The organism is uncultured Flavonifractor sp., from assembly GCF_944387675.1.
Taxonomy (GTDB): domain Bacteria; phylum Bacillota; class Clostridia; order Oscillospirales; family Oscillospiraceae; genus Flavonifractor.
The window spans coordinates 1-26,023 of record NZ_CALXFV010000020.1 but is presented as its reverse complement, the minus strand read 5'-3'; the positions used below and the strand labels follow the sequence as shown (position 1 = coordinate 26,023).

Annotated in this window: 20 protein-coding genes and 1 tRNA gene; 8 read left to right on the top strand and 13 right to left on the bottom strand. The window is 64.6% G+C overall.

Going from position 1 to position 26,023, the window contains the following annotated elements; all coding sequences use genetic code 11:
* The coding region (locus Q0J74_RS03585) for a phosphoribosylformylglycinamidine synthase (RefSeq protein WP_297210706.1) at positions 1-3,570 on the top strand (3,570 nt) is incomplete at its 5' end.
* A gap of 125 nt (positions 3,571-3,695) precedes the next feature.
* Positions 3,696-3,935 (top strand): phage-shock protein, encoded by a 240-nt coding sequence (locus Q0J74_RS03580; RefSeq protein WP_297210703.1) that lies wholly within the window; start codon positions 3,696-3,698, stop codon positions 3,933-3,935.
* Between the two features lie 18 nt (positions 3,936-3,953).
* Here Q0J74_RS03580 and Q0J74_RS03575 read toward each other — a convergent pair whose 3' ends face one another.
* The gene (locus tag Q0J74_RS03575) at positions 3,954-4,226 is read right to left on the bottom strand and encodes a DUF3343 domain-containing protein (protein WP_297210709.1); all 273 of its coding nucleotides are present in this window, start codon (positions 4,224-4,226) and stop codon (positions 3,954-3,956) included.
* Positions 4,226-4,825, bottom strand: a complete 600-nt coding sequence (gene yedF, locus Q0J74_RS03570) for a sulfurtransferase-like selenium metabolism protein YedF (protein ID WP_297210701.1) — start codon at positions 4,823-4,825, stop codon at positions 4,226-4,228. Before yedF ends, Q0J74_RS03575 begins: the two co-directional genes overlap by 1 nt.
* A gap of 167 nt (positions 4,826-4,992) precedes the next feature.
* Here yedF and Q0J74_RS03565 point away from each other — a divergent pair, with 167 nt between their 5' ends.
* The 3 genes from Q0J74_RS03565 (at position 4,993) to Q0J74_RS03555 (ending at position 11,080) form a co-directional block, all read left to right on the top strand.
* The gene (locus tag Q0J74_RS03565; protein ID WP_297210699.1) at positions 4,993-6,783 is read left to right on the top strand and encodes an FtsW/RodA/SpoVE family cell cycle protein; all 1,791 of its coding nucleotides are present in this window, start codon (positions 4,993-4,995) and stop codon (positions 6,781-6,783) included.
* Positions 6,770-8,140 (top strand): penicillin-binding transpeptidase domain-containing protein, encoded by a 1,371-nt coding sequence (locus Q0J74_RS03560; RefSeq protein WP_297210696.1) that lies wholly within the window; start codon positions 6,770-6,772, stop codon positions 8,138-8,140. The genes Q0J74_RS03565 and Q0J74_RS03560 overlap by 14 nt, the downstream gene beginning before the upstream one ends.
* A 150-nt stretch (positions 8,141-8,290) precedes the next feature.
* Positions 8,291-11,080 carry a WG repeat-containing protein gene (locus Q0J74_RS03555; RefSeq protein WP_297210693.1) on the top strand — a complete coding sequence of 930 codons (2,790 nt, stop codon included), beginning with the start codon at positions 8,291-8,293 and terminating at the stop codon, positions 11,078-11,080.
* Between the two features lie 67 nt (positions 11,081-11,147).
* Here the strand turns inward: Q0J74_RS03555 and Q0J74_RS03550 are convergent, their stop codons facing one another.
* From Q0J74_RS03550 to selA, 4 genes are all read right to left on the bottom strand, one after another.
* A complete protein-coding gene (locus tag Q0J74_RS03550; RefSeq protein WP_297210691.1) occupies positions 11,148-11,426 on the bottom strand; it encodes a GNAT family N-acetyltransferase in 279 nt (92 codons plus the stop codon).
* A 23-nt stretch (positions 11,427-11,449) separates the two neighbouring features.
* Positions 11,450-11,545 (bottom strand) — tRNA-Sec (locus tag Q0J74_RS03545).
* Between the two features lie 13 nt (positions 11,546-11,558).
* Positions 11,559-13,307, bottom strand: a complete 1,749-nt coding sequence (gene selB / locus Q0J74_RS03540; RefSeq protein WP_297210689.1) for a selenocysteine-specific translation elongation factor — start codon at positions 13,305-13,307, stop codon at positions 11,559-11,561.
* Positions 13,304-14,662 (bottom strand): L-seryl-tRNA(Sec) selenium transferase, encoded by a 1,359-nt coding sequence (gene selA / locus Q0J74_RS03535; RefSeq protein WP_297210686.1) that lies wholly within the window; start codon positions 14,660-14,662, stop codon positions 13,304-13,306. The genes selB and selA overlap by 4 nt, the downstream gene beginning before the upstream one ends.
* 210 nt (positions 14,663-14,872) lie before the next feature.
* Between selA and Q0J74_RS03530 the strand changes: the two genes are divergently transcribed.
* Positions 14,873-16,312, top strand: a complete 1,440-nt coding sequence (locus Q0J74_RS03530) for a 4Fe-4S dicluster domain-containing protein (protein ID WP_297210683.1) — start codon at positions 14,873-14,875, stop codon at positions 16,310-16,312.
* Between the two features lie 174 nt (positions 16,313-16,486).
* Here the strand turns inward: Q0J74_RS03530 and Q0J74_RS03525 are convergent, their stop codons facing one another.
* The 3 genes from Q0J74_RS03525 to Q0J74_RS03515 are packed head-to-tail and all read right to left on the bottom strand — an operon-like array spanning position 16,487 to position 19,303.
* On the bottom strand, positions 16,487-17,161 hold the full coding sequence (locus tag Q0J74_RS03525) for a hypothetical protein (protein ID WP_297210680.1): 675 nt from the start codon (positions 17,159-17,161) through the stop codon (positions 16,487-16,489).
* Between the two features lie 49 nt (positions 17,162-17,210).
* Entirely contained in the window at positions 17,211-18,617 is a 1,407-nt protein-coding gene (locus Q0J74_RS03520) for a Sapep family Mn(2+)-dependent dipeptidase (protein WP_297210677.1), read from the bottom strand.
* A gap of 14 nt (positions 18,618-18,631) precedes the next feature.
* Complete coding sequence (locus Q0J74_RS03515) at positions 18,632-19,303, bottom strand: helix-turn-helix transcriptional regulator (protein WP_297210674.1); 672 nt, start codon at positions 19,301-19,303, stop codon at positions 18,632-18,634.
* Between the two features lie 137 nt (positions 19,304-19,440).
* On the opposite strand from Q0J74_RS03515, the gene Q0J74_RS03510 reads away from it, so the two are divergent.
* Complete coding sequence (locus tag Q0J74_RS03510; RefSeq protein ID WP_297210672.1) at positions 19,441-19,962, top strand: transcription repressor NadR; 522 nt, start codon at positions 19,441-19,443, stop codon at positions 19,960-19,962.
* Between the two features lie 141 nt (positions 19,963-20,103).
* Positions 20,104-21,777: a Na+/H+ antiporter NhaC family protein gene (locus Q0J74_RS03505; RefSeq protein WP_297210669.1), complete on the top strand. Its 1,674-nt coding sequence runs from the start codon at positions 20,104-20,106 to the stop codon at positions 21,775-21,777.
* Between the two features lie 113 nt (positions 21,778-21,890).
* On the opposite strand, the gene Q0J74_RS03500 is transcribed toward Q0J74_RS03505, so the two are convergent.
* The 4 genes from Q0J74_RS03500 to Q0J74_RS03485 form a co-directional block, all read right to left on the bottom strand.
* The gene (locus tag Q0J74_RS03500; RefSeq protein ID WP_297210666.1) at positions 21,891-23,027 is read right to left on the bottom strand and encodes a DHHW family protein; all 1,137 of its coding nucleotides are present in this window, start codon (positions 23,025-23,027) and stop codon (positions 21,891-21,893) included.
* A gap of 14 nt (positions 23,028-23,041) precedes the next feature.
* Positions 23,042-24,445, bottom strand: coding sequence for an MBOAT family O-acyltransferase (locus Q0J74_RS03495; RefSeq protein WP_297210663.1), 1,404 nt, complete (start codon positions 24,443-24,445; stop codon positions 23,042-23,044).
* Between the two features lie 93 nt (positions 24,446-24,538).
* Complete coding sequence (locus tag Q0J74_RS03490) at positions 24,539-25,222, bottom strand: DUF4358 domain-containing protein (RefSeq protein ID WP_297210660.1); 684 nt, start codon at positions 25,220-25,222, stop codon at positions 24,539-24,541.
* Between the two features lie 138 nt (positions 25,223-25,360).
* Positions 25,361-26,023: sensor histidine kinase (locus Q0J74_RS03485; protein WP_297210655.1), on the bottom strand; the 663-nt coding region annotated here is incomplete at its 5' end.

Here is a 26,023-nt window from a genome sequence, read left to right as displayed (position 1 = left end):
TGCTCTTCCGATCTGTATGACGTGGAGGGTGTGGACCAGGGGACCTATGAGGCCGCCCGCACCACCGTCCTGTCCGAGCCCCAGGTGGACGCCATCACTGACGAGGTCTTTGAACTGCCCCAGGGCTATCAGGCCCTGGCGGTGGAGGCCCTGCCCGGCCAGTACGACCAGCGGGCGGACTCCTGCGCCCAGTGCATCCAGATGCTCACCGGCGGGGAGCGGCCCGCCGTCCGTACCGCCACCCTCTACCTGCTGGCGGGAGAGCTGTCCGACGCCGACCTGAGCAAGGCCAAGGGCTACCTCATCAACCCGGTGGAGAGCCGCCAAGCCTCCCTGGACAAGCCGGACACTCTGATCCAGCGCTACCCCGAGCCGGCGGACGTGCCGGTACTGACCGGGTTCCGGGCGCTGGATCAGGCGGGGCTTGCCGCTCTGCTGGAGCAGTACGGTCTGGCCATGGATCTGGCGGATCTGACCTTCCTCCAGCGCTATTTTAAGGATGAGGAGGGGCGGGACCCCACCCTCACCGAGGTGCGGGTGGTGGACACCTACTGGTCCGACCACTGCCGCCACACCACCTTCTCCACCCATCTGGACCGGGTGGACATTCAGGACCCCACCGTAAATGGTGCTTATCTCCGCTACCTGTCCGCCCGGGACCAGGTGTATGGGGCGGAAAAAGCCGCCAAGCGGCCCCAGACCTTGATGGACCTGGCTACCATCGCCACCAAAGTGCTGAAAAAACGGGGAGAGCTGCCCGAGCTGGACGAGAGCGAGGAGATCAACGCCTGCTCCATCCACGTCCCGGCGGTGGTGAACGGCAAGGAGCAGGACTGGCTGCTGATGTTTAAAAATGAGACCCACAACCACCCCACGGAGATCGAACCCTTCGGTGGCGCCGCCACCTGCATCGGCGGCTGCATTCGAGATCCCCTCTCCGGCCGGGTGTACGTCCACCAGGCCATGCGCCTTACCGGCTGCGGCGACCCCCGCACCCCGGTGGACCAGACGCTGGCAGGCAAACTGCCCCAGCGGAAGATTGCCCAGACCGCCGCGGCGGGCTACTCCTCCTACGGCAACCAGATCGGCCTGGCCACCGGCCACGTGGCCGAGCTGTACCATGAGGGCTATCTTGCCAAGCACCTGGAGTGCGGCGCGGTGGTGGGTGCCGCCCCCGCCGACCATGTCCGCCGGGAGGTCCCCGCCCCGGGAGATGTGGTCATTCTGCTGGGGGGCCGCACCGGCCGGGACGGCATCGGGGGAGCCACCGGCTCCTCCAAGAGCCACAACCTCAAGAGCCTGGATACCATGGCCAGCGAGGTGCAGAAGGGCAACGCCCCGGAGGAGCGCAAGCTCCAGCGGCTCTTCCGCAACCCCAACGTCACCCGGCTCATCAAGCGGTGCAACGACTTTGGCGCCGGCGGCGTCAGCGTGGCCATCGGGGAGCTGGCCGACGGTCTTTCCATTGACCTGGACGCGGTGCGCAAAAAATACGACGGTCTGGACGGCACCGAGATCGCCATCTCCGAGTCCCAGGAGCGGATGGCGGTGGTGGTGGCCCCTGAGGACGCCCAGACCCTCATCCACATGGCCGCCGCAGAAAATCTGGAGGCCTACCAGGTGGCTACCGTCACCAAGAGCCCTCGGATGGTAATGACCTGGCGGGGCAAGGTGATTGCCGACCTGTCCCGGGCCTTTCTCAATACCAACGGCGCGGTGAAGCACGCCGCGGTGAAGGTTCCCCAGCGGCCCGGCCCCCAGGTCTGGGCCGAGGCAAGCCTGCGGGAGCTGGCGGCGGAGCTGGATTACGCCTCCCGTCGGGGTCTTACCGAGCGGTTTGACGGCTCCATCGGGGCGGGCAGCGTGCTGATGCCCTTCGGCGGCAAAACCCAGCGCACCCCTGCCCAGGCCATGGCCGCCCTCTTCCCTGTGGAGCCCTGCCAGGAGACCGACCAGGCCTCCATCATGGCCTGGGGCTGCGACCCCAAGCAGCTGAGCCGGGACCCCTATTACGGGGCGGTGCAGGCGGTGGTTACCTCGGTGGCCAAGGTGGTGGCCGCCGGCGGCGACTACCGGAAGGTCTACCTTACCCTCCAGGAGTTCTTTGAGAAGCTGCGGGAGGACCCCCTGCGCTGGGGCAAGCCCTTCCAGGCCCTGCTGGGGGCTATGGACGCCCAGATCGGCCTGGGCTGCGCCGCTATCGGCGGTAAGGACTCCATGTCCGGTTCCTTCCTGGATCTGGATGTCCCTCCCACGCTCATCTCCTTTGCCATTGCCCCCGCCAGGGCCGAGCAGGTGTGCTCCCCCGAGTTTAAGGAGCCGGATCACCCGGTCTACCTCTTCGGCGTACCTCACCTGGGGGACTTCGCCGGGCAGAAAAAGGCCTGGGAGGCCTTCCATGCCCTGTGCCTGGCCGGCCGGGTGAAGGCCGCCCGGGTGCTGGAACCCGGCGGAATCAAGGAGGCCGCCATACAGATGTCCTTCGGCAACGGCATCGGCTTTACTCTGGAGGAGGGCTTTATGGGTCCCGCCTGCCAGGGCATGATTCTGGCCGAGTGCGACGGGCCGGTGGAGGGGGCCGTGCTGGCGGGCCATACCACCGACCAGCCGGTGCTCACCTTCGGGGCGGACACCGCACCCATCGACGAGCTGCTCTCCCTCAACGAGGCGGTGCTGGAGGACGTATACCCCGCCCGCACCGGCCAGCAGGGAGACGTGGCCCCCATTTCCTGGGACAAGCGTTCCCCGGCGGTGTGCAAGAGCAAAATCGCCCGGCCCCGGGTGGTTATCCCCGTGTTCCCCGGCACCAACTGCGAGTACGACTCGGTGAAGGCCTGCCTCCGGGCGGGTATGGACGCCGAGACGGTGAATATCCGCAACCTCACCGCCGACGACCTGCTCCAGTCCACGGCGGAGCTGGAGGGGGCCATCCGCAAGGCCCAGATCGTCTTCCTTCCCGGCGGCTTTTCCGGCGGAGACGAGCCGGACGGCTCGGCCAAGTTCATCTGCTCCTTCTTCCGCAACCCCAGAATTACCGACGCCGTCCACGATTTGCTGAAAAACCGGGACGGGCTGATGCTGGGCATCTGCAACGGCTTCCAGGCCCTGGTCAAGCTGGGACTGGTACCCTATGGAGAGATCCGGGACATGGATGGGAACTGCCCCACCCTGACCTACAACACCATCGGACGCCACCAGAGCCGGTATGTCACCACCCGGGTGGCTTCGGTCCATTCCCCCTGGATGCTCAAGTCCAGCGTGGGCGACCTCCACACCATCCCCATCTCCCACGGAGAGGGCCGGTTTGTGGCCCCCCAGTCCCTGCTGGAGGAGCTGATTGCCCGCGGCCAGGTGGCCACCCAGTATGTGGACCAAAACGGGGTCCCCGCCATGGATATAGAGGTGAACCCCAACGGCTCCCTGTGTGCCATTGAGGGCATCTTCTCCCCCGACGGCCGGGTGTTCGGCAAAATGGGCCACTCCGAGCGGCGGGGAGACTACGTGGCGGTAAATCTCCCTGGAAACAAGTACCAGCCCCTCTTTGAGAGCGGCGCGGCCTATTTCCGCTAAACACACAAAAAAATCCGTGACCGGCACTCAGCCGGCCACGGATTTTTTAGCAAATTTTAAGACTCCTTTTACGGCTGTTTCACATAGGCATGATACACTGGGACCAACAAAGGAGGAAAGAACCTATGATGACGCTGCTGAGCCTGTGCCTGATCTGTGCCGCCGCCGTGATTGTTATCCCGGTGGTCTTGCTTCTTGTGGGCCTGCCCTTTCTGGTGCTGATGGCCCTGCTGCCCTGGCTGCTGCGGGTGGCGGGGGTGGTACTGCTGCTCAAGGCGCTCTTTGAACAGCCCGCCCGCTGGGAGAACTTCATGCCCGCCCTCATCGCGTTCGCCCTGTCCATCCTCATCGGCTGGATCATATAGTCGCGGGCAGCCAGGCGGTCATCCCTTATGAGCCGGCAGCGGCTCCGCCCGCAGGGCGGGGCCGCTGCCGGTTATGGCATACAGGGCGTACTCTCCCGGCCTCAGCTCCGACCCCGCCAGCGTCCGCTGTACCGTCTCCAGCGCCTGAGGCGGAAAGCGCAGGGCCATGCCGCAGCCCAGGGAGATCTCCCGCAGCACCGGCATCACCCGCACGGCCGCCACCGGCTCCAGGGCCTTCTGGGCGGAGATGGCCCCGTGGGTGGAGGCAAAGGTAATCAGGCCGTAGTCCATCACAGGCTGAGGACCTTTCCGGCCCGCTGCATCCGGGTGACAATGTCGTACATGTTGCTCACCGTACCCACCTGGAGCCGGTCGGACAGACCATAAAAATTCAGGCAGGTGCCGCACACCTGAATTTCCACCCCGGCCTCCGCCAGCGCTTTCAGATGCTCCACCACCTGCCCGTCCAAGGTGGGCAGGCGCACCCCGGCGTTCATAAACAGCACCGCCCCCGGCTTGTCCTCCCCCTGGGTCAGGGTGTAGAAGAACATCCGCATCAGGTTGGTCCCCAGCTCCCGGTCCCCGTCCCCGATGATGTCCCGGCCCACAAACACCGCCCAGTCCGTCCCCGGGGCGGGCAGGGGCGACTGGATGGCCGCCTCACAGGCGTCGCAACTCCCGGTTTTGACAAAATCCAGGGCATAGGTCCCGTTTCCCTCCCGTACGGCGGCGGAAAAGCCCTGGTTGTCCGCCAGGCGCTTCAGGTTTTCCACAGCGGTGGGGTTGTCCACCAGGACGGTGAACGCGTCCGCCCCCTGGGCCATGGCCCCCTTGGCCATCAGCACCGGGGTGGGACAGGGTTTTCCCTTGGCATCAATGATCTGCGGCATTGTAATACCCCCTTTTCTGTGCCTATTATACCCTTGTTCCCCGGCTGTGTGCAAGGGGTGGAAAATGTGAAGAATTTTTTAAAAAACGGGAGGATGACGGCCTCCCGCTTTTTTATCCCCTCAAATTGTGCTATACTGCTCCAGAAAGAAAGGAGGTGAGGGGGAGAATGGACGGACTCATCCTCTGGATGGGGGAGCATCAGGTGGCCTGCGCCTGGTTTACCTCCATCGTCCGCTTTGTGTTTCCCCTGCTGGCCCTGCTCATCCTCATCCGCACCATCCGCTCCCTGCTGACGGTACCCTGCCTGCCGGAGGTGTGGGCCTACCTCACCCTGCCCAACGGCGCTCAGGAGCCCCTGACCCATTGGGAGAATATTCTGGGACGGGGAGGCAACTCCGACGTGATTTTGAACTACCCCGTGGTGTCCCGGCAGCATGCCGCCCTCATCCGCGGGGAGGACGACACCTGGATGGCCTACGATTTGGACTCCAAGGGAGGCGTGAGCGTCAACGGCAAGGAAATTGACGCCGCCGCGCCGGTTCGCTACGGGGACGTGCTCGCCCTGGGCGGCGTGGAGACGGTGCTGCTCCCCCTCTCCCCGGAGGAGAAGGCCAAGCGGCGGGAGAGCCGCCGCCGGTCCCGGCCGGTGTCCCCCTGGCTGGGGCTGGTGCTGCTGACGGTGTTCCAGGTGCTGGCCGCTCTCCAACTCACCATCAGCGAGGGGGAGGGGGCCACAGCCGTGATTCCTCTCACCTTCCTGCTGCTCACGGGCGTGATGTGGCTCTACTTCCTGGTACTCCGGGCCGTCCGGCGGGTGGGCTTTGAGATGGAGACCATCGCCTTTTTCCTGTCCACCCTCTCCCTGTGCGTCACCTGCTCTTCCAATACCGGGGCGCTGCTCAAGCAGTTTTTCTGCGTGGTGCTGGGGCTTATCCTCTTTCTGGTGCTGGGCCTCTTCCTGCGGGACTTAGAGCGCACCCGGCACATCCGCTGGCTCATGGCGGGCGGAGCCATCGCCCTGCTCAGCCTGACGGTGGTGCTCTATGCCGCCGGACTGACCGAGGCCAAGTACGGCGCGGCCAACTGGCTCTCCATTGCCGGCGTCTCCGTCCAGCCCTCGGAGCTGGCGAAAATCTGCTACATTTTTGCCGGCTCCGCCACCCTGGACCGGCTGTTCCGCAAGCGGAACCTGGGGCTGTTCATCCTCCTCACCGGGGTGTGCCTGGCCTGCCTGGCCTATATGAGCGACTTCGGCACCGCCGCCATCTTCTTTGTCACCTTCCTGGTCATCGCCTACCTCCGCTCCGGGGACTGGGCCACCCTGGCCCTCATCTGCGGCGGCGGGGTGTTTGCCGTGCTCACCATCCTGTCGGTGAAGCCCTATATCCTCAGCCGCTTTGCCACCTGGGGCCACGCCTGGCAGAACGCCTCGGTGGGCAGCGGTTACCAGCAGACCCGCACCATGTCCGCCGCCGCCTCCGGCGGCCTGGTGGGGGTGGGGCCAGGGGAGGGCTGGCTCCACAACGTGGCTGCGGGGGACACCGATTTGGTGTTCGGCATGCTGTGCGAGGAGTGGGGACTCATCATCGCCGTGCTGGCGGTGCTGGCGGTGCTCACCCTGGCGGTGTTCGCCGTGCGCTCCAGCCGGGCGGGGCGGAGCAGCTTCTACATCATCGCCGCCTGCGCCGCCACCTCCATGATGGTGTTTCAGACCTGCCTCAACGTGTTCGGGGCGGTGGATTTGCTCCCCCTCACCGGGGTCACCTTCCCCTTTGTGTCCAACGGCGGCACCGCCATGATCTCCTCCTGGGGCCTGCTGGCCTACCTGAAAGCCACCGACACCCGGCCCGGAGCCAGCTTTGCCATCCGTCTATCCGCCCGGCGGGAGACGGACAGAGGCGCGGAACTGGCCCCCAGGCGGACGGAAGAATGGGAGGCGGAAGATGAAGAAGATTGAAAAACGCACCCTCCTCTGCCTGCTGCTGGCCGCCGCCCTGCTGGCGGGAACGGGCCTGTTTGTATTCCGTTTTGTGCGCTACGGCAGCCGGTGGGCCTCCTTCTCCGCCAACCGGCACCTGTACAACAGCCAGGGCCAGCTGGCGGTGGGCCGGGTGCTGGACCGGGACGGGGACGTACTCTCCTGGGTGGATGAGAACGGAACCCGGAGGTATTACGACGGAGAGACCGTCCGCAAGGCCACCCTCCACGCCGTGGGGGACGCCCAGGGGAAAATCGGCACCGGAGCCCTGGTGGCCTTTGCCGACAAGCTCTCCGGCTACAATCTGCTCACCGGGGCCTACTCCCCCCTGGGGGCGGGCAACGATTTGTACCTCACCATTGACGCCCGGCTCAACTACATCGCCTACCAGGCCCTGGGCGGGAAGAAGGGGACGGTGGGGGTGTATAATTATGAGACGGGGGAGGTGCTGTGCATGCTCTCCTGCCCCACCTACGACCCGCTCTATCCCCCGGAGGATGTGGAGGACAACCCAGCCTATAAGGGGGTATACCTCAACCGCTTTCTCTCCGGCACCTTTCCCCCCGGTTCGGTATACAAGACGGTGACCCTGGCCGCCGCCATTGAAACCATTCCCGACCTGTTTACCCGCACCTGGACCTGCACCGGCGCCACGGTGGTGGGGGGCGAGAGCATCACCTGCCCCCACGCCCACGGGGAGCAGGACATCTCCCAGGCCCTGGCCAACTCCTGCAACGGGGTGTTCGCCCAACTGGCGGCGGAGCTGGGACCGGATGTGATGGCGCAGTATACGGAAAAAGCGGGACTGACGTCCTCTTACAGCGTCAGCGGCCTGAATACCGCCGCCGGCAGCTTTGACTTCTCCGGCACCGCCGGTCAATTGGGCTGGGCGGGAGTGGGTCAGGGCAGTGATCTGGCCAATCCCTGCGCCCTTATGGTGTATATGGGGGCCATTGCCCAGGGGGGCAAGACAGCGGTACCCCGGCTGGTGCTCAAGACGGTCCATCCCCTGGGCCTGCCCTCCCTGCCTGAGCTGACCAGTCACACCAAGGACCTTATCAGCGCCGGTACCGCCGAGACCATGGCGGACATGATGGCCAAAAACGTCACCGACACCTACGGCGCCGACCGGTTTCCCAACATGGACCTGTGCGCCAAGAGCGGCACCGCCGAGGTGGGAGGCGGCAAAGCGCCCCACGCCTGGTTCGCCGGATTTTTGCGCAATGAGGACGCTCCTTACGCCTTTGTGGTGCTGGTGGAAAACGGCGGCTCCGGCTCCGACGTGGCGGGCAGCGTGGCCGCCCGGGTGCTGGACGCCCTGGTAAACGGATACTAACAGACAGGGGGCGCGCCTTTCGGGGCGCGCCCCCCGTTTCCTGTGGACAGGGGCTGGGGGTGTTGACTTTCTTTTCCTGTTTTGTAATAATGACGGTGAAGAAACGGGGGCGATTTTCCGCTCTCCCCGGAAACGAAGGAGGAGTGACTGGTGAAACAGAGGAAACGATGGCTGGCCGCCCTGCTGGCCGCCCTGCTGCTGCTGTCTCTGCTGCCCGCCGCGGCCCTGGCGGCGGAGAGCGGGGAGCCTATGGAGGAGGTCAACGTCGAATTTACCTGGGAGGGCCGGAGATATGAAATGACTCTGACCCAGGTGGACCGGATGATCGTGGTCCAGGCCACCGAGACCGAGCGGCGGCCCTACGCCATCTTCTACCATCCGGGCGCCACCGTCCGGGTGGAGGAGACCATGGGCGGCACCGAGGATTTTACCGACGGCTTCTTCCTGGAGGCAAACTACGACTTCGGCCAGGACGGCGTGGCCCAGGCCGGCACGGTCTACTCCATTGAGGAGGTCTTTACCCGGCTGGGCGCCCTGCTCCCCGGCGGGGGAGACCCGGCGGAGGGGACGGGCGTGCTGGGCCTGGGTCCGGTATTCCTGGTCCCCTGGTCCCAGGAGGCCCTGGGCCGGTATGAGAGCGAAGGGGAGCTGGGCAACCTGGACCTGTTCGCCGTGGGGACCGGCGAGCTCCCCGCCGTGACGGCCACTCCCACCGGCATCCAGGCCGACAGCGTCTTCCTCACCGAGGGCTACGGCAGCCTCACCCGCTGGGTGGACGGCGCCCCCACCTTCGCCCTGATGGGGCCGGACGGGGAGCTGGTCTTTGACTACGGGGCCTTCCCCTGCTCCTACCACCTCTACGACGGGGTGTTTGTCAACGGCCTGGAGAGCGCCCAGACCTATACCCTGTTCAACCTGGAGGGGGAGCGGGTGCTGGAGGAGAGCTATGCCCACCTCACCTTCCGCAACGGCTACGGGGTAGCCCTTACCGTGGTGTCCCAGGACGGCTGGAACCAGGTGGTCCGCCGGGAGGTCATCGACCAGGCGGGCAACGTCCTGCTCACCCTGCCCGACGGCTTTAACCTGTCCATCGGCGTCAGCGGCGATCCCAACGCCTTTGCCAACCAGAACTGGGAGACCAACTACTTCGGCGACGTGGGGGGCTATGGCGACGGCCTGATGTGGCTGTTCACCGGCTCCGGCGTCCAGGAGCACATTGACGAGGCCCGGGGGCTGACGGAGGAGAGTGAGGCCTACCAGCAGAACAGCTATCAGATGTCCTGCTTCGGCGGCCCCTACTGCGGCTACATGGACCTGGAGGGCAACGTGGTGGTCACGCCCCAGTATTACAGCGCCACCGCCTTCTCCGACGGGCTGGCGGCGGTGCAGGAATATATCGCCCCCGCCGGAGCGGTGGAGGATTTGCCCTTCGGCACCAACCTGGGAGGCCGCTGGAAGTACATTGACACCAACGGGGACGACGCCTTCTCCGGCGGCTTCCGGTACAGCGCCGCCTCCGCCTTCTCCAACGGCTACGCCTACATCGTCAACGACGAGGGCAAGTACGGCTACATTGACACCACCGGCATGGTGGTGCTCCCCATCATCTATGACGACGCCTTCGGCGCCGGGGACGATTTGTTTACCGTGGGCCTTTTGACCGGCGGACAGATGCGGTACGGCATCGTGAATCGGGACCGCCGGGAGGTGGTCCCCCTGGTGTACGACGATATCAGCGTCTTTGAAAACGGCACGGCCTACGCCATCAAGGACGGGGAGGTATACCTGCTGACGGTGGAGGACTCCTCCGGCCCCATGCCCGGAGATGCCCTCACCCGGGCGGAGTTTGCCCGGCTGCTGTATGAGAAATTCCGCCCCGCGCCCCTTCCTCCGGAGGGGGAGGAGCCCCGGACGGAGAACTTCCCCGATATCCGACCGGCGGCGGATGGGGAGCCGGACCCCTGCACCGACGCCCAGCGGACGGCCATCGGGGCGCTGTACTCGGCCTACATCCTGGACGGGCTGAGCGAAGGCATCTTCCTCCCCCAGGGCAACTTGAGCCGGGCGGAGGCGGTGGTGCTGCTGTGGCGGGCCGCCGGACGGGGAGAGGCCGACGGCACACCCGACCAGCTCTTCAACAACGTACCCACCAACCTGAAGCCAGCCTTTGACTATCTCACCGCCCTGGGGGTGCTCACCGAGGCCGACGGGGTGGACGGCAGCTTTGATTTAAACCGCCTGATGGACTACGAGACCCTGGAGCTGTGGCTCTCCCGGCTGATCACCCGGGTGGAGGCGGCGGAGCTGCTGTGCCAGTTTATCCAGTTCCCGCCCGCCCAGGACCCCGGCTTCGTGGATTTGGGCAGCTGTACCGACAGCCAGCGGGCGAGCATCGCCGCCCTGGTGGAGGCGGGGCTGCTGGAGGGAGTGTCCCAGACCCGGTTTGCCCCCAACGTCCCCGTCACCTATGGCATGGTGGCGGTGATCATGTGCCGGATTGTCAGCGGAGACGTCTCCGTCCGTGACCTGGAGCTGGCCCTCATCTATCTGGAGGGGAACGGACTGCTCACTCCGGAGGAGACCGCCATGATTGCCCGGCGTCCCGATGCCGCCGCCGACCCGCAGCAAATTCTCCAGTGGATGATGCGGCAGCCCGCCCCTTCCACCGGGCAGGAGCTGGAGCTGATTGCCACGGAGGAGGGCAAGGCGGTGGTGACCATCCGGGTTGACGATACCGTGGTGGCGGAGGAGCGGCCCTTGCTGGTTGCGGCCCGCTATGAGGACGGCCGGATGACTCAGGCCGCGCTGGTGCAGGTGGACCAGGCCGGTCTCCAGCTGCTGGACTTGAGTGACAGCGCCGGCGCGGAGTATCGGGTCCTCCTCCTCACTCAGGAGAACGCCCCCCTGTGCCAGGCGGTGACACAGGTACTGGAACCCTGAATCATAACGGGGCCGCCGCAGAATGTTTCCACTCTGCGGCGGCCCCGTTTTTTATGCCCGATACGGCTCAGCCGTCGGCCAGCAGGTCGCCCTGCTCCGGGTGCTCTCCAAACCACTTTTTGGCGTAGGAACAGGTGAGCACCGCCTTCATCCCCCGCCGGCGGAGCTGGTCGGCGGCGGCCTGTACCAGCTTGCCCGCCGCCCCCTGGCCCCGGAGGGAGGGGTCCACAAAGGTGTGATCGATGTTGGCCACCCCCCGGCGCACCTGGGGGAAGGTGATCTCCGCCACCAGGCGGCCCTCCGAATCGTTGAGCCAAATCCGGCCGTCTGTCTGCTGAAAATCCATATAACTCCTCCTTTTTTGCAGTATGGCGAGGGCGGGTGCGAATCGAACACACCGGGACGGGAACGCCGTCCCCAACGGTTTTGAAGACCGCGGGGCTCACCAGATACCCTTCCGCCCCCATATGGGGGGAGGTCACCGCAGGCTGCGGCCCTCCCCAAGCTGTTGTGTCACGCCGGACCTGTCCCAGTATTCCAGCAGCATGAGGGCGTACCTCCGGGACACTCCCAGCGCATCCCTGGCCTGGGCCAGGATAAAGACATTTGTACCAAACCGCCGCCGCAGCCTCTCCAGCCCTTCCGCCAGGCAGGCGGCATGGATGCGGAAGCCCTTGCACACCACCGCCAAGGTACCGCAGTCGGTGAGCGCCCGCCGTGCGGCCTTCACCTCCGTCTCCCGACCGGGGAAGGCCCCCTCCACCGCCCGGTCTGCCGGGGGACACAGTCCCGCCCGGCGGTAAAAGGCCTCCAGCTCCCCCGCCAGGGGGTGGCGGGCCGGGGCGGGGGCAGGCAGCTCCAGTCGGGCCAGGAGGGCCTCCGCCGCCCCCCGGGGCAGGCCGGGAAAGAGCCGGTCCCGGACGGCGGGGCGGCTCAATCCCTGCTGTTGCAGGGCCAGCCCTCTGCTCCGGTAGCCGGCCAGGGCGGCGGGAGAGAGAAACCATCCCTCCCCCTCCGGCGCCCCGATGGCCCGGTAGGGCGCAGGGTCCCTGGGCCGGAGGGGGGCGGCCCCCGCCTCCGCCAGCCGCCGGGCGGCAATGGCGGCGGGGTCGCCGGAGGCCCGGACGGCCAGTCCCTCCAGCCGCGCCCCGTCCATCCGCCCCCTGCGGGGGGGATGGGTCTCCAGAATCACGCCGCCCCCCAGCGTGGCCAGAGGGGAAAAGAAGCGCACCACAAACCGGTCCCCCTCCAGGGCGGCCAGGGGCGCCTCCAGCCGCAGCTGGGCAAAGCCGGTCTCCCCCGGCTCCAGTACATCCCGCCCCAGTAGCACGCACCGGCACACCAGAGCCCGGGCGCCGTGGTGGAGATGGAGCCGGCAGTTGTTCTTCACCGGGTAGGGGGCGTCCGGCGGCAGGGTGAGGGACACATCCACCTGGTCGGTAAGCTCCAGCGCGCCAGGCGGGGCCAAAGTCATGCCCCGCTCCGCCTCCTCCGCGCCCACGCCCGCCAGATTCACCGCCGCCCGGGTGCCGGGGGACAGGGCTTCCGCCGGGACCCCGTGGCACTCCAGGCCCCGGACCCTGGCGGTTTTCTCCCCCGGCCACAGCCGCAGCACCATGCCGCGGGCCAGCGCCCCGCCGGTGAGGGTACCGGTGACCACCGTGCCGCTGCCGGCCACGGAAAAGACCCGGTCCAGGTGGAGCCTGGGGCTGCCGGCAGCGGGGGCCGGAGGCAGGGCGGCGGCCTGGGTCTCAATGGCCGCCAGCAGCTCGGGCAGGCCCCGCCCCGTGACGGCGGAGACCGGGAGCACCGGGGCATTCTCCAGGAAGGTCCCTTTCACCAGGGCGGCCACCTGTTCCCCCACCCCCGGCCGCTCCCCCAGATCCGCCCGGGTGAGGGCCACCACCCCTCCCCGCACCCCCAGCAGGGATAAAATGGCCAGGTGCTCCCTGGTCTGGGGCATGGGTCCCTGATCGGCGGCAACGGCAAGGAGCACCAGATCCATCCCCGCGCAGCCGGAGAGCATGGTGGGGATAAACTTCTCATGGCCCGGCACATCCACCACACTCAGCCGCCCCCCGCCCGGAAGGGCAAGGGGGGCAAAGCCCAGCTCGATGGTAAGGCCCCGGCGGCGCTCCTCCGCCAACCGGTCGGTGTCCACCCCGGTAAGGGCCTTCACCAGGGCGGTTTTACCGTGGTCCACGTGGCCGGCAGTACCCAGGATCATGGGGTCTCCCCCTTCCATTGGGCCAGGGCGGCGGCGATGATGTCCCCGTCCCCCGGCAGCAGGGTGCGCACGTCCAGCAGCAGCCGCCCCCTGTGGATGCGGCCGATAACGGGGGTCTCCCACCCCCGGAAAAAGCGCTCCAGCTCCTCCGCCGGGGTGAGGGCCACCGCCCAGCCGGGAAGGGACACCCCGGGCATGGAGCCGCCTCCCGCCTCCCCCGGACTTTCCACCGCTTGGCAGGCGCGGCCCCCGGGACACAGGGGAGCCAGCCGGGCGGCCAGCACTTCCGCCATCTTGCGCAGGTGCTCCCCCTCCGCTCCCAGCATGGCCGCCGCCGGGGGGAGCACCCCGTCCCGCCAGTCCATTAAGGTAGCCTCCAGGGCGGCCAGCGACAGCTTGTCCAGCCGCAGCGCCCGGGCCAGGGGGTCCCTTTTCAGCCGTCGGACGGCCGCCCCTCTGCCCAGCAGGATACCCGCCTGAGGTCCGCCCAGCAGCTTGTCCCCGGAGAAGCACACCACATCCGCCCAGTGGACGGCCTCCTCCACCGCGGGTTCCCCGGGGAAGGGACCGGCGGCTAGGGCGCCGCTACCCAAATCGCACAGCAGCGGTACCTGCCGCTCCCGGGCCAGTACCCCCAGCTCCGCCAGCGCCGCCGCCTGGGTAAAGCCCACCACCTTGAAGTTGCTGGGATGAACCTTCAGCAGGGCCTGGGCCGCCCCGGTATCCAGGGCGGCGGCGTAGTCGCCCAGCCGGGTTTTGTTGGTGGTTCCCACCTCCACCAGCCTGGCCCCGCTGCGGGCCATAATGTCCGGTACCCGGAAGGCCCCGCCGATCTCCACCAGCTCCCCACGGGAGATGGCCACCCCCAGACCGGGGGTGAGGACAGAGAGCATCAGCAGCACCGCCGCGGCGTTGTTGTTGACCACAAAGGCCTCTTCCGCCCCGGTGAGGGTGCGCAGCAAATCCTCCACCCGGCCGGTGCGGCTCCCCCGGGTACCCCGGTCCAGGTCGTACTCCAGGTTGCAGTAGCCCGCCGCCTGGAGCGCCGCCTCCGCCGCCCGGGGGGAGAGGGGCGCCCGGCCCAGGTTGGTGTGCAGGGGAACGCCGGTGGCGTTGACCACCCGCCTCAATCCGGGGCGGGCCATGGCCTGGGCCAGCTCCAGCGCCCGGCCAGCCAGGTGTCCCGCCCCCGGCGCCCTGGCCTCCGGGTCCGCCAGAAGAACCTGCCTAGCCTCCTCCAGCGCCTGTCTGGCCGCCCGGCGCACCAGAGAATAGGGCAGGGCGCAGCCCGCCAGCTCTCCCCGGGCCAGCAGCAGATCCATTTTAGGCAGGCCGGACAGCCTGTTTTCCGCCATTGCGGACACCCCTTTCCCACGCTTTTCCTATGCAGTATACCATACTTCAGCAGACGGTAGGGTATAAACTTTATGGTTTTCAGAAAAACACTTGCAAAATCCGGCAAGAAAAGGAATAATTGCAGTTGACAGGAGCCGTGGGAAACGGGTATCATCGACTTGTGAAATGATTAACAAAATGAGTTGGCGTTGAGAAAGGGAGCGACTGACATGCGGGTATTTGAGACACATGTGCAGGAACTGAAAAACGATGTGCTCCGCGCTGTGGCCAGGCTGGCCTGGGCGGACGATCTTCAGACCGGGATTCTGGATATCCCCGAGGAGATTATTCCCGGCCCGGAGGCCAAGATGCGCTGCTGCATTTACAAGGAGCGGGCCATTATCAGCCAGCGGGTGAAGGTGGCCATGGGCGGGGACCGGACCAATCCCAACCTGGTGGAGGTGCTGGACATCGCCTGTGACGAGTGTCCGGTGACGGAAATCACCGTGGGACCCTCCTGCCGCGGGTGTATCGCCACCCGCTGCGTCCACGCCTGCCCCAAGGATGCCATTACCGTGGTGGACCGGAAGGCCCACATCGATCACAAAAAGTGCATCACCTGCGGCAAGTGTGTGGCCGCCTGCCCCTACGGCGCCATTGAGAAGAAGACCCGCCCTTGCGAGCGCAGCTGTAAGGCGGGCGCCATCTCCATGGGGGAGGACAAGAAGGCCTTTATTGATCCGGCCAAGTGTACCTCCTGCGGTGCCTGCGTCTATCAGTGTCCTTTCGGCGCCATTATGGACAAGTCCTTTATTGTGGATGCCATCCAGATGCTCCAGGGCGCGGAGAAGTGGGGCTTCCGGGTATATGCGGCGGTGGCGCCCTCCATTGCCGGGCAGTTTGCCCCCGCCGATTTGGGCCAGGTGGTTACCGGGTTGAAGATGCTGGGTTTCCATGACGTGATCGAGGTGGCCCTGGGCGCCGACATGACCGCCAAAAACGAGGCGGAAGAGCTGGAGGAGAAGGGAATGCTGGCCTCCTCCTGCTGCCCGGCCTTCGTGGACTTTGTGGAGAAGAACTTCCCCGACCAGGCCCATCTGATTTCCAGCACTCCCTCCCCCATGGTAATGGCCGGGCGCCACATCAAGCGGATAGACCCCTCCGCCAAGGTGATCTTCATCGGCCCCTGCGTGGCCAAGAAGAAGGAGGTCAAGCTGGGCAAGACCATGCGGGCGGTGGACAGCGCCCTGACCTTTGAGGAGCTGTACGCCATGTTTGAGGCCAAGGGCATTGACGTGTCCAAGCTGGAGGACGCCGAGCTGGACCAGGCCAGCGGCTTCGGCCGGTCCTTTGCCCGCAGCGGCGGCGTGGCCGCCGCTGTGAAGGAGGCTCTGGAGGAGCGGGGCAGCAGCTTCCAGCTCAAGCCCATGCCGTGCAGCGGACTGGAGGCCTGCAAGCTGGCCTTCCTGAAGGCGGCCAAAGGCATTGGGGACTTCAACTTTATTGAGGGCATGGCCTGTGAGGGCGGCTGCGTCCAGGGTCCGGCCCAGCTTATCCGTTCTCCCAAGAACCAGGGGGATGTGGACCGCCACGCCAAGCAGGCGGAGGGCCGCACCATTGAGGACGCGGTGTCCGCCGCCCAGCAGCGGCCCCAGGCGGAAGAGGTATAATCTTTTCCTACATAAATAGGCCCCCCGGCATAGCCGAGGGGCGCGGCTGTCGAAAAAGTGGCAGAGCCACTTTTTCGAGTAGGATGCAGGCCGCTGCGCGCCTGCGGGCGCGAACTCTGCGAGGCTTATTCGACAAGCTGAGGCCCCCCGGCTATGCCGGGGGGCCTCAGCTTGTCAATACAAATTGTAGTCGATGATCAGCGCATCCAGCGCCCAGAAATCGTCGCTGGGGATGCTCCAGAAATTTTTCTCCCCCAAAACCACCTGGACCAGGGTGCTTTGCGCCTCCAGATAGCCCAGCTCAGGCAGCTTTTCATAGGTTACGTCCATAAACAGCTCCACCCAGTCCACTTCATAGGCCAGGTACTCCTCGTCGGTCATCTGGTCCGGATAGCTGCTGTTGAGTTCGTCCGCGGCCCCGTTGGCCATGGCGTCGGCCACCAGGTGGAAGATATCGATTGGCTCCACCGTCACCTTCACGCTGAAGGTGGAGTTCTCCATCTTGGCTGCGGAGTCCACGGTGTACCTGGAGTGGGCATAAATCTGGCGGTACATCTCCACCAGCTCATTTATCAGCCGCATCTCCACCTCCGTGGGCAGTTGGCTTTCCACAAAGGAGCTCAGGAAAAACTGAGCCTCCGCGGACAGGCTCTCCTCGTAGGCCTGGGCCACTTCCTCCTCCGAGGTGTCGATGAGTTCCAGAAAGTCCTCCTCCACAGTACCCAGATAGTTCTGGTCCAGGGTACCCTGGACGTAACACATGGCGTACTCCTCATTCATTCCGCCGCAGGCGGACAGGGGTAACAGCAGGACCAGGGACAGCGCCAGCATGGCGGCAATTCGCTTCATCCTTCGTCATCCTCTCTCACATGATTTCAACAGGTCCGCCCCCTCGGACTCAGGAACACAGCTGGATGATGGCCTGGGTAAAGATCTTGGCGGAGGTGAGCAGGTCGGCAATGCAGGCGTGCTCATCCGCCCCGTGCATGTTACCCTCAAATCCGGGCATGGCGCAGCCAAAGGCCACGCCGCCGGGGATGTCGTGGACATAGGTGCCGCCGCCGATGGCCAGGCACTCTCCCGGGTTTCCGGTGTACTGCTCGTAACAGTGCAGCAGGGTCTTCACCAGGGGGGAGTCGGCGGGGGTGTGGTGGGGCGGCTGCATCTCCCCCTCCAGGGCAAAGCCGAACCTGGCAAAGGCGGCCTCCGCCGCAGCCTTGCAGTTGGTCTCGTCGGCGCAGACAGGCACCCGGCTGTCAAACTGCCCCCTCAGGCCGGTGGGGGTGACCTCCAGCAGGGAGAAGGCCAGAGTCAGCGCCCCGGAAATCTGGTCGGCCTGGGCGATACCCAGGGCCTTGCCCGCCAGATCCCCGTGGGGGAAGAGGGCGCCCAGGGCGCGGAGGGCGGCGGTGGAGCCCACCTTGGCCAGCGGCAGCGCCCCCAGCAGCTCCAGCAGGGCGGTGACGGCGTTGCACCCTCCCTCCGGCAGAGAGGCGTGGGCGCCCCTGCCGTGGCAGAGGATGCGCAGCTCCTCCCCCTCCTCCGCCAGCTCGAAGTCCGCGCCGGTGCGGGCGGAGGCGGCATCACAGAAGGGCCGGGCGGCGTCGGCCGACAGGCCGGCCACCACGCACTCCGCCTCCGGCGGTACCACGTTGATACGGAAACCGCCGTGGAGCTCCTTCACCCGGGGAGTAGCCGTCTCCTCCTCCCAGCTCTTGGTGAAGACCGGCTTATAGCTGCCCTTTTCAATGTTGATGAGGGGGAAATTGGCGTCGGGAGAGAAGGTGTAGGGGGCGTAGGGCTCACGGGCGTAGTAGTAGGCCAGATCCGCCGAACCGCTCTCCTCGTCGGTCCCCAGGATGAGCCGGACGTTATGCTTCAGGGGTACCCCCAGCTCCCGCACCGCCTGCATGGCCATCAGGGCGGCCACGGCGGGACCTTTGTCATCGTCGGTACCCCGACCGTAAAGCATCCCGTCCACCTCTTTGGGGGCGTAGGGCTCCGTCACCGTCCAGCCGGTCCCCTCCCCCACCACGTCCAGGTGGCACAGAATATGCAGGGCGGTCTCCCTGTCGTTGAGGTCCACCGTCCCCACGTAGTTGTCGTAGTTTTTGACGGCGAAGCCCAGCTCGCCGGCCAGATTCAGCGCCTCCGCCAGGGCGGCGGCGGGGCCGGGGCCGAAGGGCATGCCGGGCCGGGCCTCCTCCCGAACGCTGCGCAGGCGTACCAGCCGGGAGATGTGGGCCACCAGTTCCGCCCGGCGGCGGGGATGGTCAAAATAGGCGTCAATCTGCTGCTTGTCCATGGGAGCATTCCTCCTTACTCTTGGGTCTGTTCGCCGGACGGACCGCCCTCCTCCTCTCCGGCGGCCCCCGCCAGCTCGCCCAGGTACTTGTACACCGTGTACCGGGATACCTGGAGGCGCTTGGCCACAAAGGGGACCGACTTGCGGAAGGAAAAGGCGTTCTTCTGGTCCAGCAGCGCAATGATCTTCATCCGGTCCCGTTTGTTCAGGGCGTTCACCGGCTTGCCCACCGCCGTCAGGCACTCCTCAAACAGGCTGTCCAGCTGCCTGTCCCCGCCCCCGTGCCACATGGCACTCTGGAGGTCGGCCTCCGCGCTCATCAGGTCCACCAGGATCCGGTTGGCGTACACCAGGGAGGAGTAGTCGAAATTGATGCCCAGGGCCAGGTTGTAGTCCTCCCCGATGAGATGGAAGGTGCTGCTTTTGACCTGCTGGCCGGAGGGGGTGGTGGCGTATAAATTCACAAAGTCGGTAATCAGCGCATCCTGATCCAGCTCCCGGGCGGTTCCCAGAATGTCCAGGGTGGAACCCACCGTCCGGCCGGAGACGTGGCCGTTGTAGATGGAGAGAATGGGGTGGCTGGGGTCTCCCATATCGTGGACCAGGGTCTCACAGGTGGAGCCAAACATCTCCGCAATGCCCCGGGCTGTCCGGTCCAAAAATTCAAAGGCCTCTTCACGCTCCATGACGGCAGTCCACGCTCCTCTCCAGACAAGGCGATGTCACCCCTATTGTACTGTTGGCCGGAGAAAAATGCAAGGTGATTTACAGCGGTGGGGAGAGCTGGTATACTGGACGCAAGAAAGAAAAAGGGGGGAACTCCATGTCCGAATACAACGGCGCCCGGCGCCGGGCGGCGGTGGCCGGCGCCCTGGAGGCGGCCCGGGGTCCGGTGAGCGCGGCGGCTCTGGCCCGGCAGTTCTCGGTCAGCCGGCAGATCATCGTGGGAGACATTGCCCTGCTCCGGGCGGGCGGGATGGAAATCCTGGCCACCCCCAGGGGCTATGTGCTGGACCGGCCTCCGGCCGGCGTGGAACACACCGTGGCCTGCGTCCACTCACCGGAGCAGATGGAGGCCGAGCTCACCGCTATTGTGGACGCCGGGGGCGAGGTGGTGGACGTCATTGTGGAGCATCCCGTCTACGGTCAGCTCACCGGCATATTGGGCGTGGCCAGCCGATATGATGTAGGGGAGTTTATCCGGCGGGTGGAGGCCCACGGCGCCCGCCCCCTGTCCGATCTCACCGGCGGAATTCATCTTCACACCATCCGCTGCCGGGACGAAAAAAGTTTCGAAAGGGTACAAAAAGCCCTTGCAAATGAGGGCTTTTTGCTCAACATGTGAAATTCATCACAGTAAAGAGACGCGGGAATTGTTAATTTTGACAAAAAAGTATTGCCAAATTGTGAATGATAGTGTATATTAGAAATGAATCCTTGGGTTGGGGAGGCTTTTAGGATTCGCAATTTATAAGGGAGGGTTATTATGAACTCACCACGTACAAAACGGTTTGGCAAGTTCCTGCTCGTCCTGTTCGCATTGGCCTGCATCATGACCATGGTGGTCTTCGCAGAGGGTGACGAGGAAGCCAAGAGCCAGTTCTTCGGAACGGTTTGGTCCCTGCTGCCCCCTGTGGTGGCCATCGTCCTGGCACTGATCACCAAGGAAGTGTATTCGTCCCTGTTCCTGGGTATTATCATTGGCTTCCTGCTGCAGGCCGATTTTAATCCCGTCAATGCCTTCAATCTGTTCATCACCGATCTGGGCGGCAACATCGGCGGCAACGCCGGTATCCTGATCTTCCTGGTGGTGCTGGGCACTATGGTGGCCCTGATGATCCGGGCCGGCGGCTCCAAGGCCTACGGCGATTGGGCTGTTGCTCACATCAAGACCAAGTCCGGCGCCCTGTGGGCCACCTTCATCCTGGCCATCGTGCTGGGCGTGGACGACTACTTCAACAACCTGACCACCGGCAACGTGATGCGCCCCGTCGCCGACGGCCATCACATTTCCCGTGCCAAGCTGTCCTATATGTGCGACGCTACCGCCGCCCCCGTTTGTATCATGATGCCCGTGTCCTCCTGGGCTGCCGCCGTTACCGGCGTCATCAACAACGAGGAGCTGGGCTTCCAGATCTTCCTGCGGGCCATCCCCTATAACTACTACGCTGTCCTGACTATGGTGTTCATCATCATCATGACCAGCCTGAACGTGGACTACGGCCCCATGAAGAAGCACGAGGACAACGCCGCCAAGGGCGACCTCTACACCACCCCCGAGCGCCCCTTCGCCGGTGTGGAAGAGATGAAGTTCAACCCCGCCGGCAAGGTCATCGACCTGATCATTCCTGTCATCATCCTGATCATCGGCTGTGTGGGCGGCCTGATCTACGCCGGCTACCTGAACGGCGGCACCACTCTGCTGGATATGTTCGCCAACACCGACGCCTTCTTCGGCCTGCCCTTCGGCTCCGGCATCGCCCTGATCGTCAACTTCATCTACTTCATCTGCCGCCGCTCCATGAAGTTCACCGAACTGATGGACTGCCTGCCTGAGGGCTTCAAGCAGATGGTTCCCGCCATTCTGATCCTGTGCTTTGCCTGGACCATCAGCGGTGTGACCCGGTACGGCCTGGGCGCCCCCGACTTCGTGGCTGCTTTCGTGGACCAGCACCTGCGCCACCTGGAGAATTTCCTGCCCGCTGTTATCTTCCTGATTGCCTGCGGCCTGGGCTTCGCCACCGGTACCTCTTGGGGCACCTTCGGCATCCTGCTGCCCATTGTGCTGGACGTGTTTACCCCCGGCGGCTTTGACAACCTGACCGCTGAGGCCCTGAACGAAGTGCCCATCCTGATGGTGGGCGTGGGCGCCACCCTGGGCGGCGCCGTCTGCGGCGACCACTGCTCGCCTATTTCGGATACCACGATCATGGCATCCTCGGGCGCTCAGTGCTACCATCTGAACCATGTTTCCACTCAGCTGCCCTATGCCATGACCGTGGCCGGCATCGCCTTTGTCAACTATCTGCTGACCGGTCTGCTCATCGACTTCGTGCCTCAGATCGTCTGCCTGCTGATCGCCATTATCTCCACCGTGGTGGTGATGCTGGTCGTCGGCAAGATGAATCACTCCATGAGCCGTCATTCTCAGCGCGACTAATCTACATAAGACGGAAGGAAAACGCCGGCCTCCGCTATTCAGCGGAGGCCGGCGTTCTTATTTCAAGGGTGGGTCCCTGCTCTCGGCGAGAGCAGGGACCCCTTTTTCGGTGTTCAGCGGGCAATCCAGAGCAGGTTGGTGTCGGTGACGAAGTTGGGGACACTGTAGAGCACCAGAGCCTGGTCAATGTCGTTCTGGGCAATATAGTCTTGCAGGGACAGATGATAGTAGCGCAGGTCAATCAGGTGGATTTCGGAAAAATGAGGGGTAAGGAAGGGTACCAGGGAGTCGGCGTAGGAGTCCCGGATGATAAGCAGCTTGGGCTTGTCGGTGTTGGGCGTCTTGACCACGCCCAGGGACTGGTTGCCTCCCAGGAACATGGAGTACTTGTCTTTCACACTGAGGAAGGACTCCACATACAGGGAGCGGGGAATTTCAATGGGATCGCCCTTATTGTCGTAGGAGTGCTCGGTGACGGTGATGCCGGTATCGGGGACAAAGGTGGAGATGGTGTCGGGGCGCACCCACCGCACGCCGGAGGAGGAGAACACGGTGCCGTAAAACTCGGTGGAGCGGACGGTCTCGGTGTAGCTGTCCAGGCTCACCGGCTCATAGCCCAGGGCCTGGGCCAGGCCCACATAGCCGTAGTAAGCGCCCAGGCTGGTCCAGTGATGGTCGGTGCGGTAGAAGATATCCTCCCCCTTGTGCGCCCACAGGGGGGCGTACAAATCAGCCCAGAGGGCGCCGGGTACCGCCGCCTGGGCCTGGGCCAGGACGTCGCTCTGGCTGGCGTTGGGCGCCCCCTCCGGCAGCCGGTCGGCCCAGATGGCGGCCTGGGTGGGAATCAGGGAGAATGCCACCGGAATGTCCACATTCTCCACAAATTTGTTCACATTGGTTAAGTTATCGGCCACTTTCTGGCTGTCCGGCTGGTCAAACCGGGTGATCAGGGTGTCCTCATCGCAGAAGTAGACCCCGTTGTTCTCCTGCTTGCCCAGCACCCGCTCGGTGGCGGACTTCAGGCCGATCCAGCTGTCCCGGACCACAAACTGGTCGGTGGTGTAGCTTTCAAAATCCTTCATAAATTCTCCGCTGAGCAGGGTCTTCACGGAGGGGGTGGGCCGCTGCTCCAGGTTGCGGTTTTCCATCTCGGAAAAGGTCCGGTCGGGGGAGACGGCGTTGGCCACCAGGAATACCCCGATGAAGGCACAGAACAGGGCAGTGATAAAAATGCAGTACTTCTTCGACATGTCAGAACCTCCAATCAGAAGCGGAAATAGAGGAAAGGGTTATAGGTGGCGTCCACCAGGTAGGCGGTGGAGAAGATCAGGCCCGCCAGCAGCAGCACCGGCAGTATCGCCCGCATGGGCTTCTCCGGCAGCTTTTTCCACACCCCGGCGGCCAGGGGGGTGGAAGCCACGGCTCCGACGAGAAGCATGGGGAGATACGAGATGAAATAATACCCCACGTTATCGTTGACCAGCCCGCCGGAGGCCATACCGAACATGGCGGCCAGATAAGTTCCCATGTGGCCGAAGTCCTCCACGGCGAAGATGGCCCAGCTCACCAGCACGAAAAACAGGGTGTACAGGTGGCGCAGAAGGGCGGGCAGTCTCTCCAGCACCCGGCCCAGGAAGGCCTTTTCCAGAATCAGCAGGGCGGCAAAATACAGTCCCCAGATGAGGAAGTTCCAGCTGGCCCCGTGCCAGATGCCGGTGGCCGCCCACACGATGAGCAGGTTGAAGAACAGCCGGGGCTTCGATACCCGGTTGCCCCCCAGGGGGATATACATATACTCCCGGAACCAGGTACCCAGGGAGATGTGCCACCGCCGCCAGAACTCGGTGATGGACTTGGAAATATAGGGGTAGTTGAAGTTGCGCATAAACTCGAAGCCCAGCATCCGCCCCAGGCCCACCGCCATATCGGAGTAGCCGGAGAAATCGAAGTAGAGCTGGAGGGAGAAGGCGGCCACGCCCAGCCAGGCCCCCGCCACGGTAAGCTCCGCAGTGGGCAGGGCCTTGTACACGTCCCACAGCATGCCCAGGTTGTTGGCCAGCAGCACCTTCTTGGCCAGGCCCACCACAAAGACCTGCACGCCGGAGGCAAACAGCTCCGGGGTGTGCTTCCGGCAGTCAATCTGGTCTCCCAAATCCTTGTACTTGATGATGGGACCGGCGATAAGCTGGGGGAACAGGGTGACAAAGGTGCCGAAGCTGATGATATTCCGCTGGACCCTGGCATCCCCCCGGTACACATCAATGGTATAGCTCATGGTCTGGAAGGTGTAGAAGGAGATGCCGATGGGCAGGCTCAGCCCCAGCTTGGGCATGAAGGTGAGGCCAATGGCCTCCAGAGAGCCGGCAATAAAGTCCCAGTATTTGAAGAAGAACAGCAGGGCCAGGTTGAAGATCACCGACGAGGCCACCGCCAGCCGGGCGCCCCGGTCATTGCCCTTGCGCTTGTTTGCCTCCACCAGCATGCCGTGGGTGTAGTCGATGGCGATGGAGAGAAACATGATGAGGATGCATACCGGCTCGCCCCAGGCGTAGAAAATCAGGTTGGCCACCAGCAGCAGCAGGTTGCGCCATTTCAGTGGGGTAATATAATAGACCAGTAATACGATGGGGAGATAGAGAAACAGAAAATACAGGCTGGAAAAGACCAACTTCTCACCTTCTCTTTCGGATGCTTCCAGAACAATACCCGGCAGGAGCGCTGCCGGGTATTGTCGCAGCAGGCATATTATACCCGCAAAAACTTACTTTGTATAGGTGTTAAATGCGGAAACCGCCTCATCAGCGTGCTCGGAAACGGCAAACAGGATGTAGTTGCCGCTGGTGACCAGCTGGTAGTTCTCCACCAGCTCCAGCTGCTCGGGCAGGTACTGGGACCACTGGGCCACCAGGTCGGCCTGCCGCTTGGCAATGCCCGCCTTCACGGTGTCCATCTTGCCGTCCTTCACCTCGGCCACAAGGAACTCGGTGGCATGGACCGCCATCATGGGCATGTAGCACTTGTAGCTCACCATGTCGGACGCGCTGATGCCGTAGAGGCTGCTGAGCATGGAGTCATCCAGCTCCATCAGGCTGGGCAGCTCCAGCTTGGAGATGTCGTTCCACACGGAGGCCACCACGTCGGTCTGGGGCTTGCTCTCCGGAGTGGGAGTGGGATTGGCGGAGGGCTTGGTACTCTCCGTGGGCTGCTGGGAGGGCTTGGAGGAGGGGGTGCTCTCCGGCGCCTGGCTCTCCTCCTCCGCGGGAGCGGAGGACTCTGGGACGGCGGGGGCGGAGGAGTCGGGGGCGGGGAGGGTACTCTCCACGGCGGGCGGGGTGCTCTCCCCAGCGCTGGGGGTTTCAGCCGTACCGTTGCCGCCGCCGCAGGCGGTAAGCAGGCTCAGGGAAAGCGTTCCGGCCAGGGCCAGAGCGAGAAAACGATGGTTCATAAGGGATTCTCCTTTATTCTTTTTGATTTGCGTACTCTTGGACGGCAGGTGTTCCAAAAAAGTTCCCTGCAATTTTGAAAAAGAGGGCGGCCCATCCCAATGCGGGATGGGCCGCGAGGCAAACCGGGTCATGGACTCCTATGGAGTTTCCTCTTCCATGGGGGCCAGGGGGAGCACCAGCGTGATCCGGGTCCCCACATCGGGCCAGGAGGTGACCTCAAACCAGCCGCCGTGGCGATCGGCAATCCACTTGGCAATGGACAGCCCCAGACCGGTGCCGCCGGTCTGCCTGGCCCGGCTTTCGTCGGTGCGATAGAACCGGTCAAAGATGTGGGGCAGGCTCTCCCGCCCGATTCCCTGGCCCTCGTCCTCCACCGACAGGCGGGCCAGGCCGTCCGCCCCCTCCGCCCAAATGGCAATACGCCCGCCGGGGGGCGTATATTTGATGGCGTTGTCCACCAGCACCCGCAGGGCCTGCTTCATCAGCCCCAGGTCGGCCCATACCGGCACCGGCAGGGACCAGCGGGCGGCAAATTTATGGCTCTGGTCGATCATCTGGGTCTCCCGCAGCACCTCCCCCGCCACCTCGGTCAAATCAAAGGGTTCAAAGCGGACCTGCATGGAGTCGTTGTCCCCCCGGGCCAGGAAGAGCAGCTGCTCCACCAGCGCCTTCATGGAGTCGGCCTCCTGCCGGATGGCGTCGATGGCCTCCTGCCGGGTGGCGGGGTCGTCCTTCCCCCACCGGTCCAGCAGATTGGCATAGCCCTGGATGACGGCGATGGGGGTGCGCAGCTCGTGGCT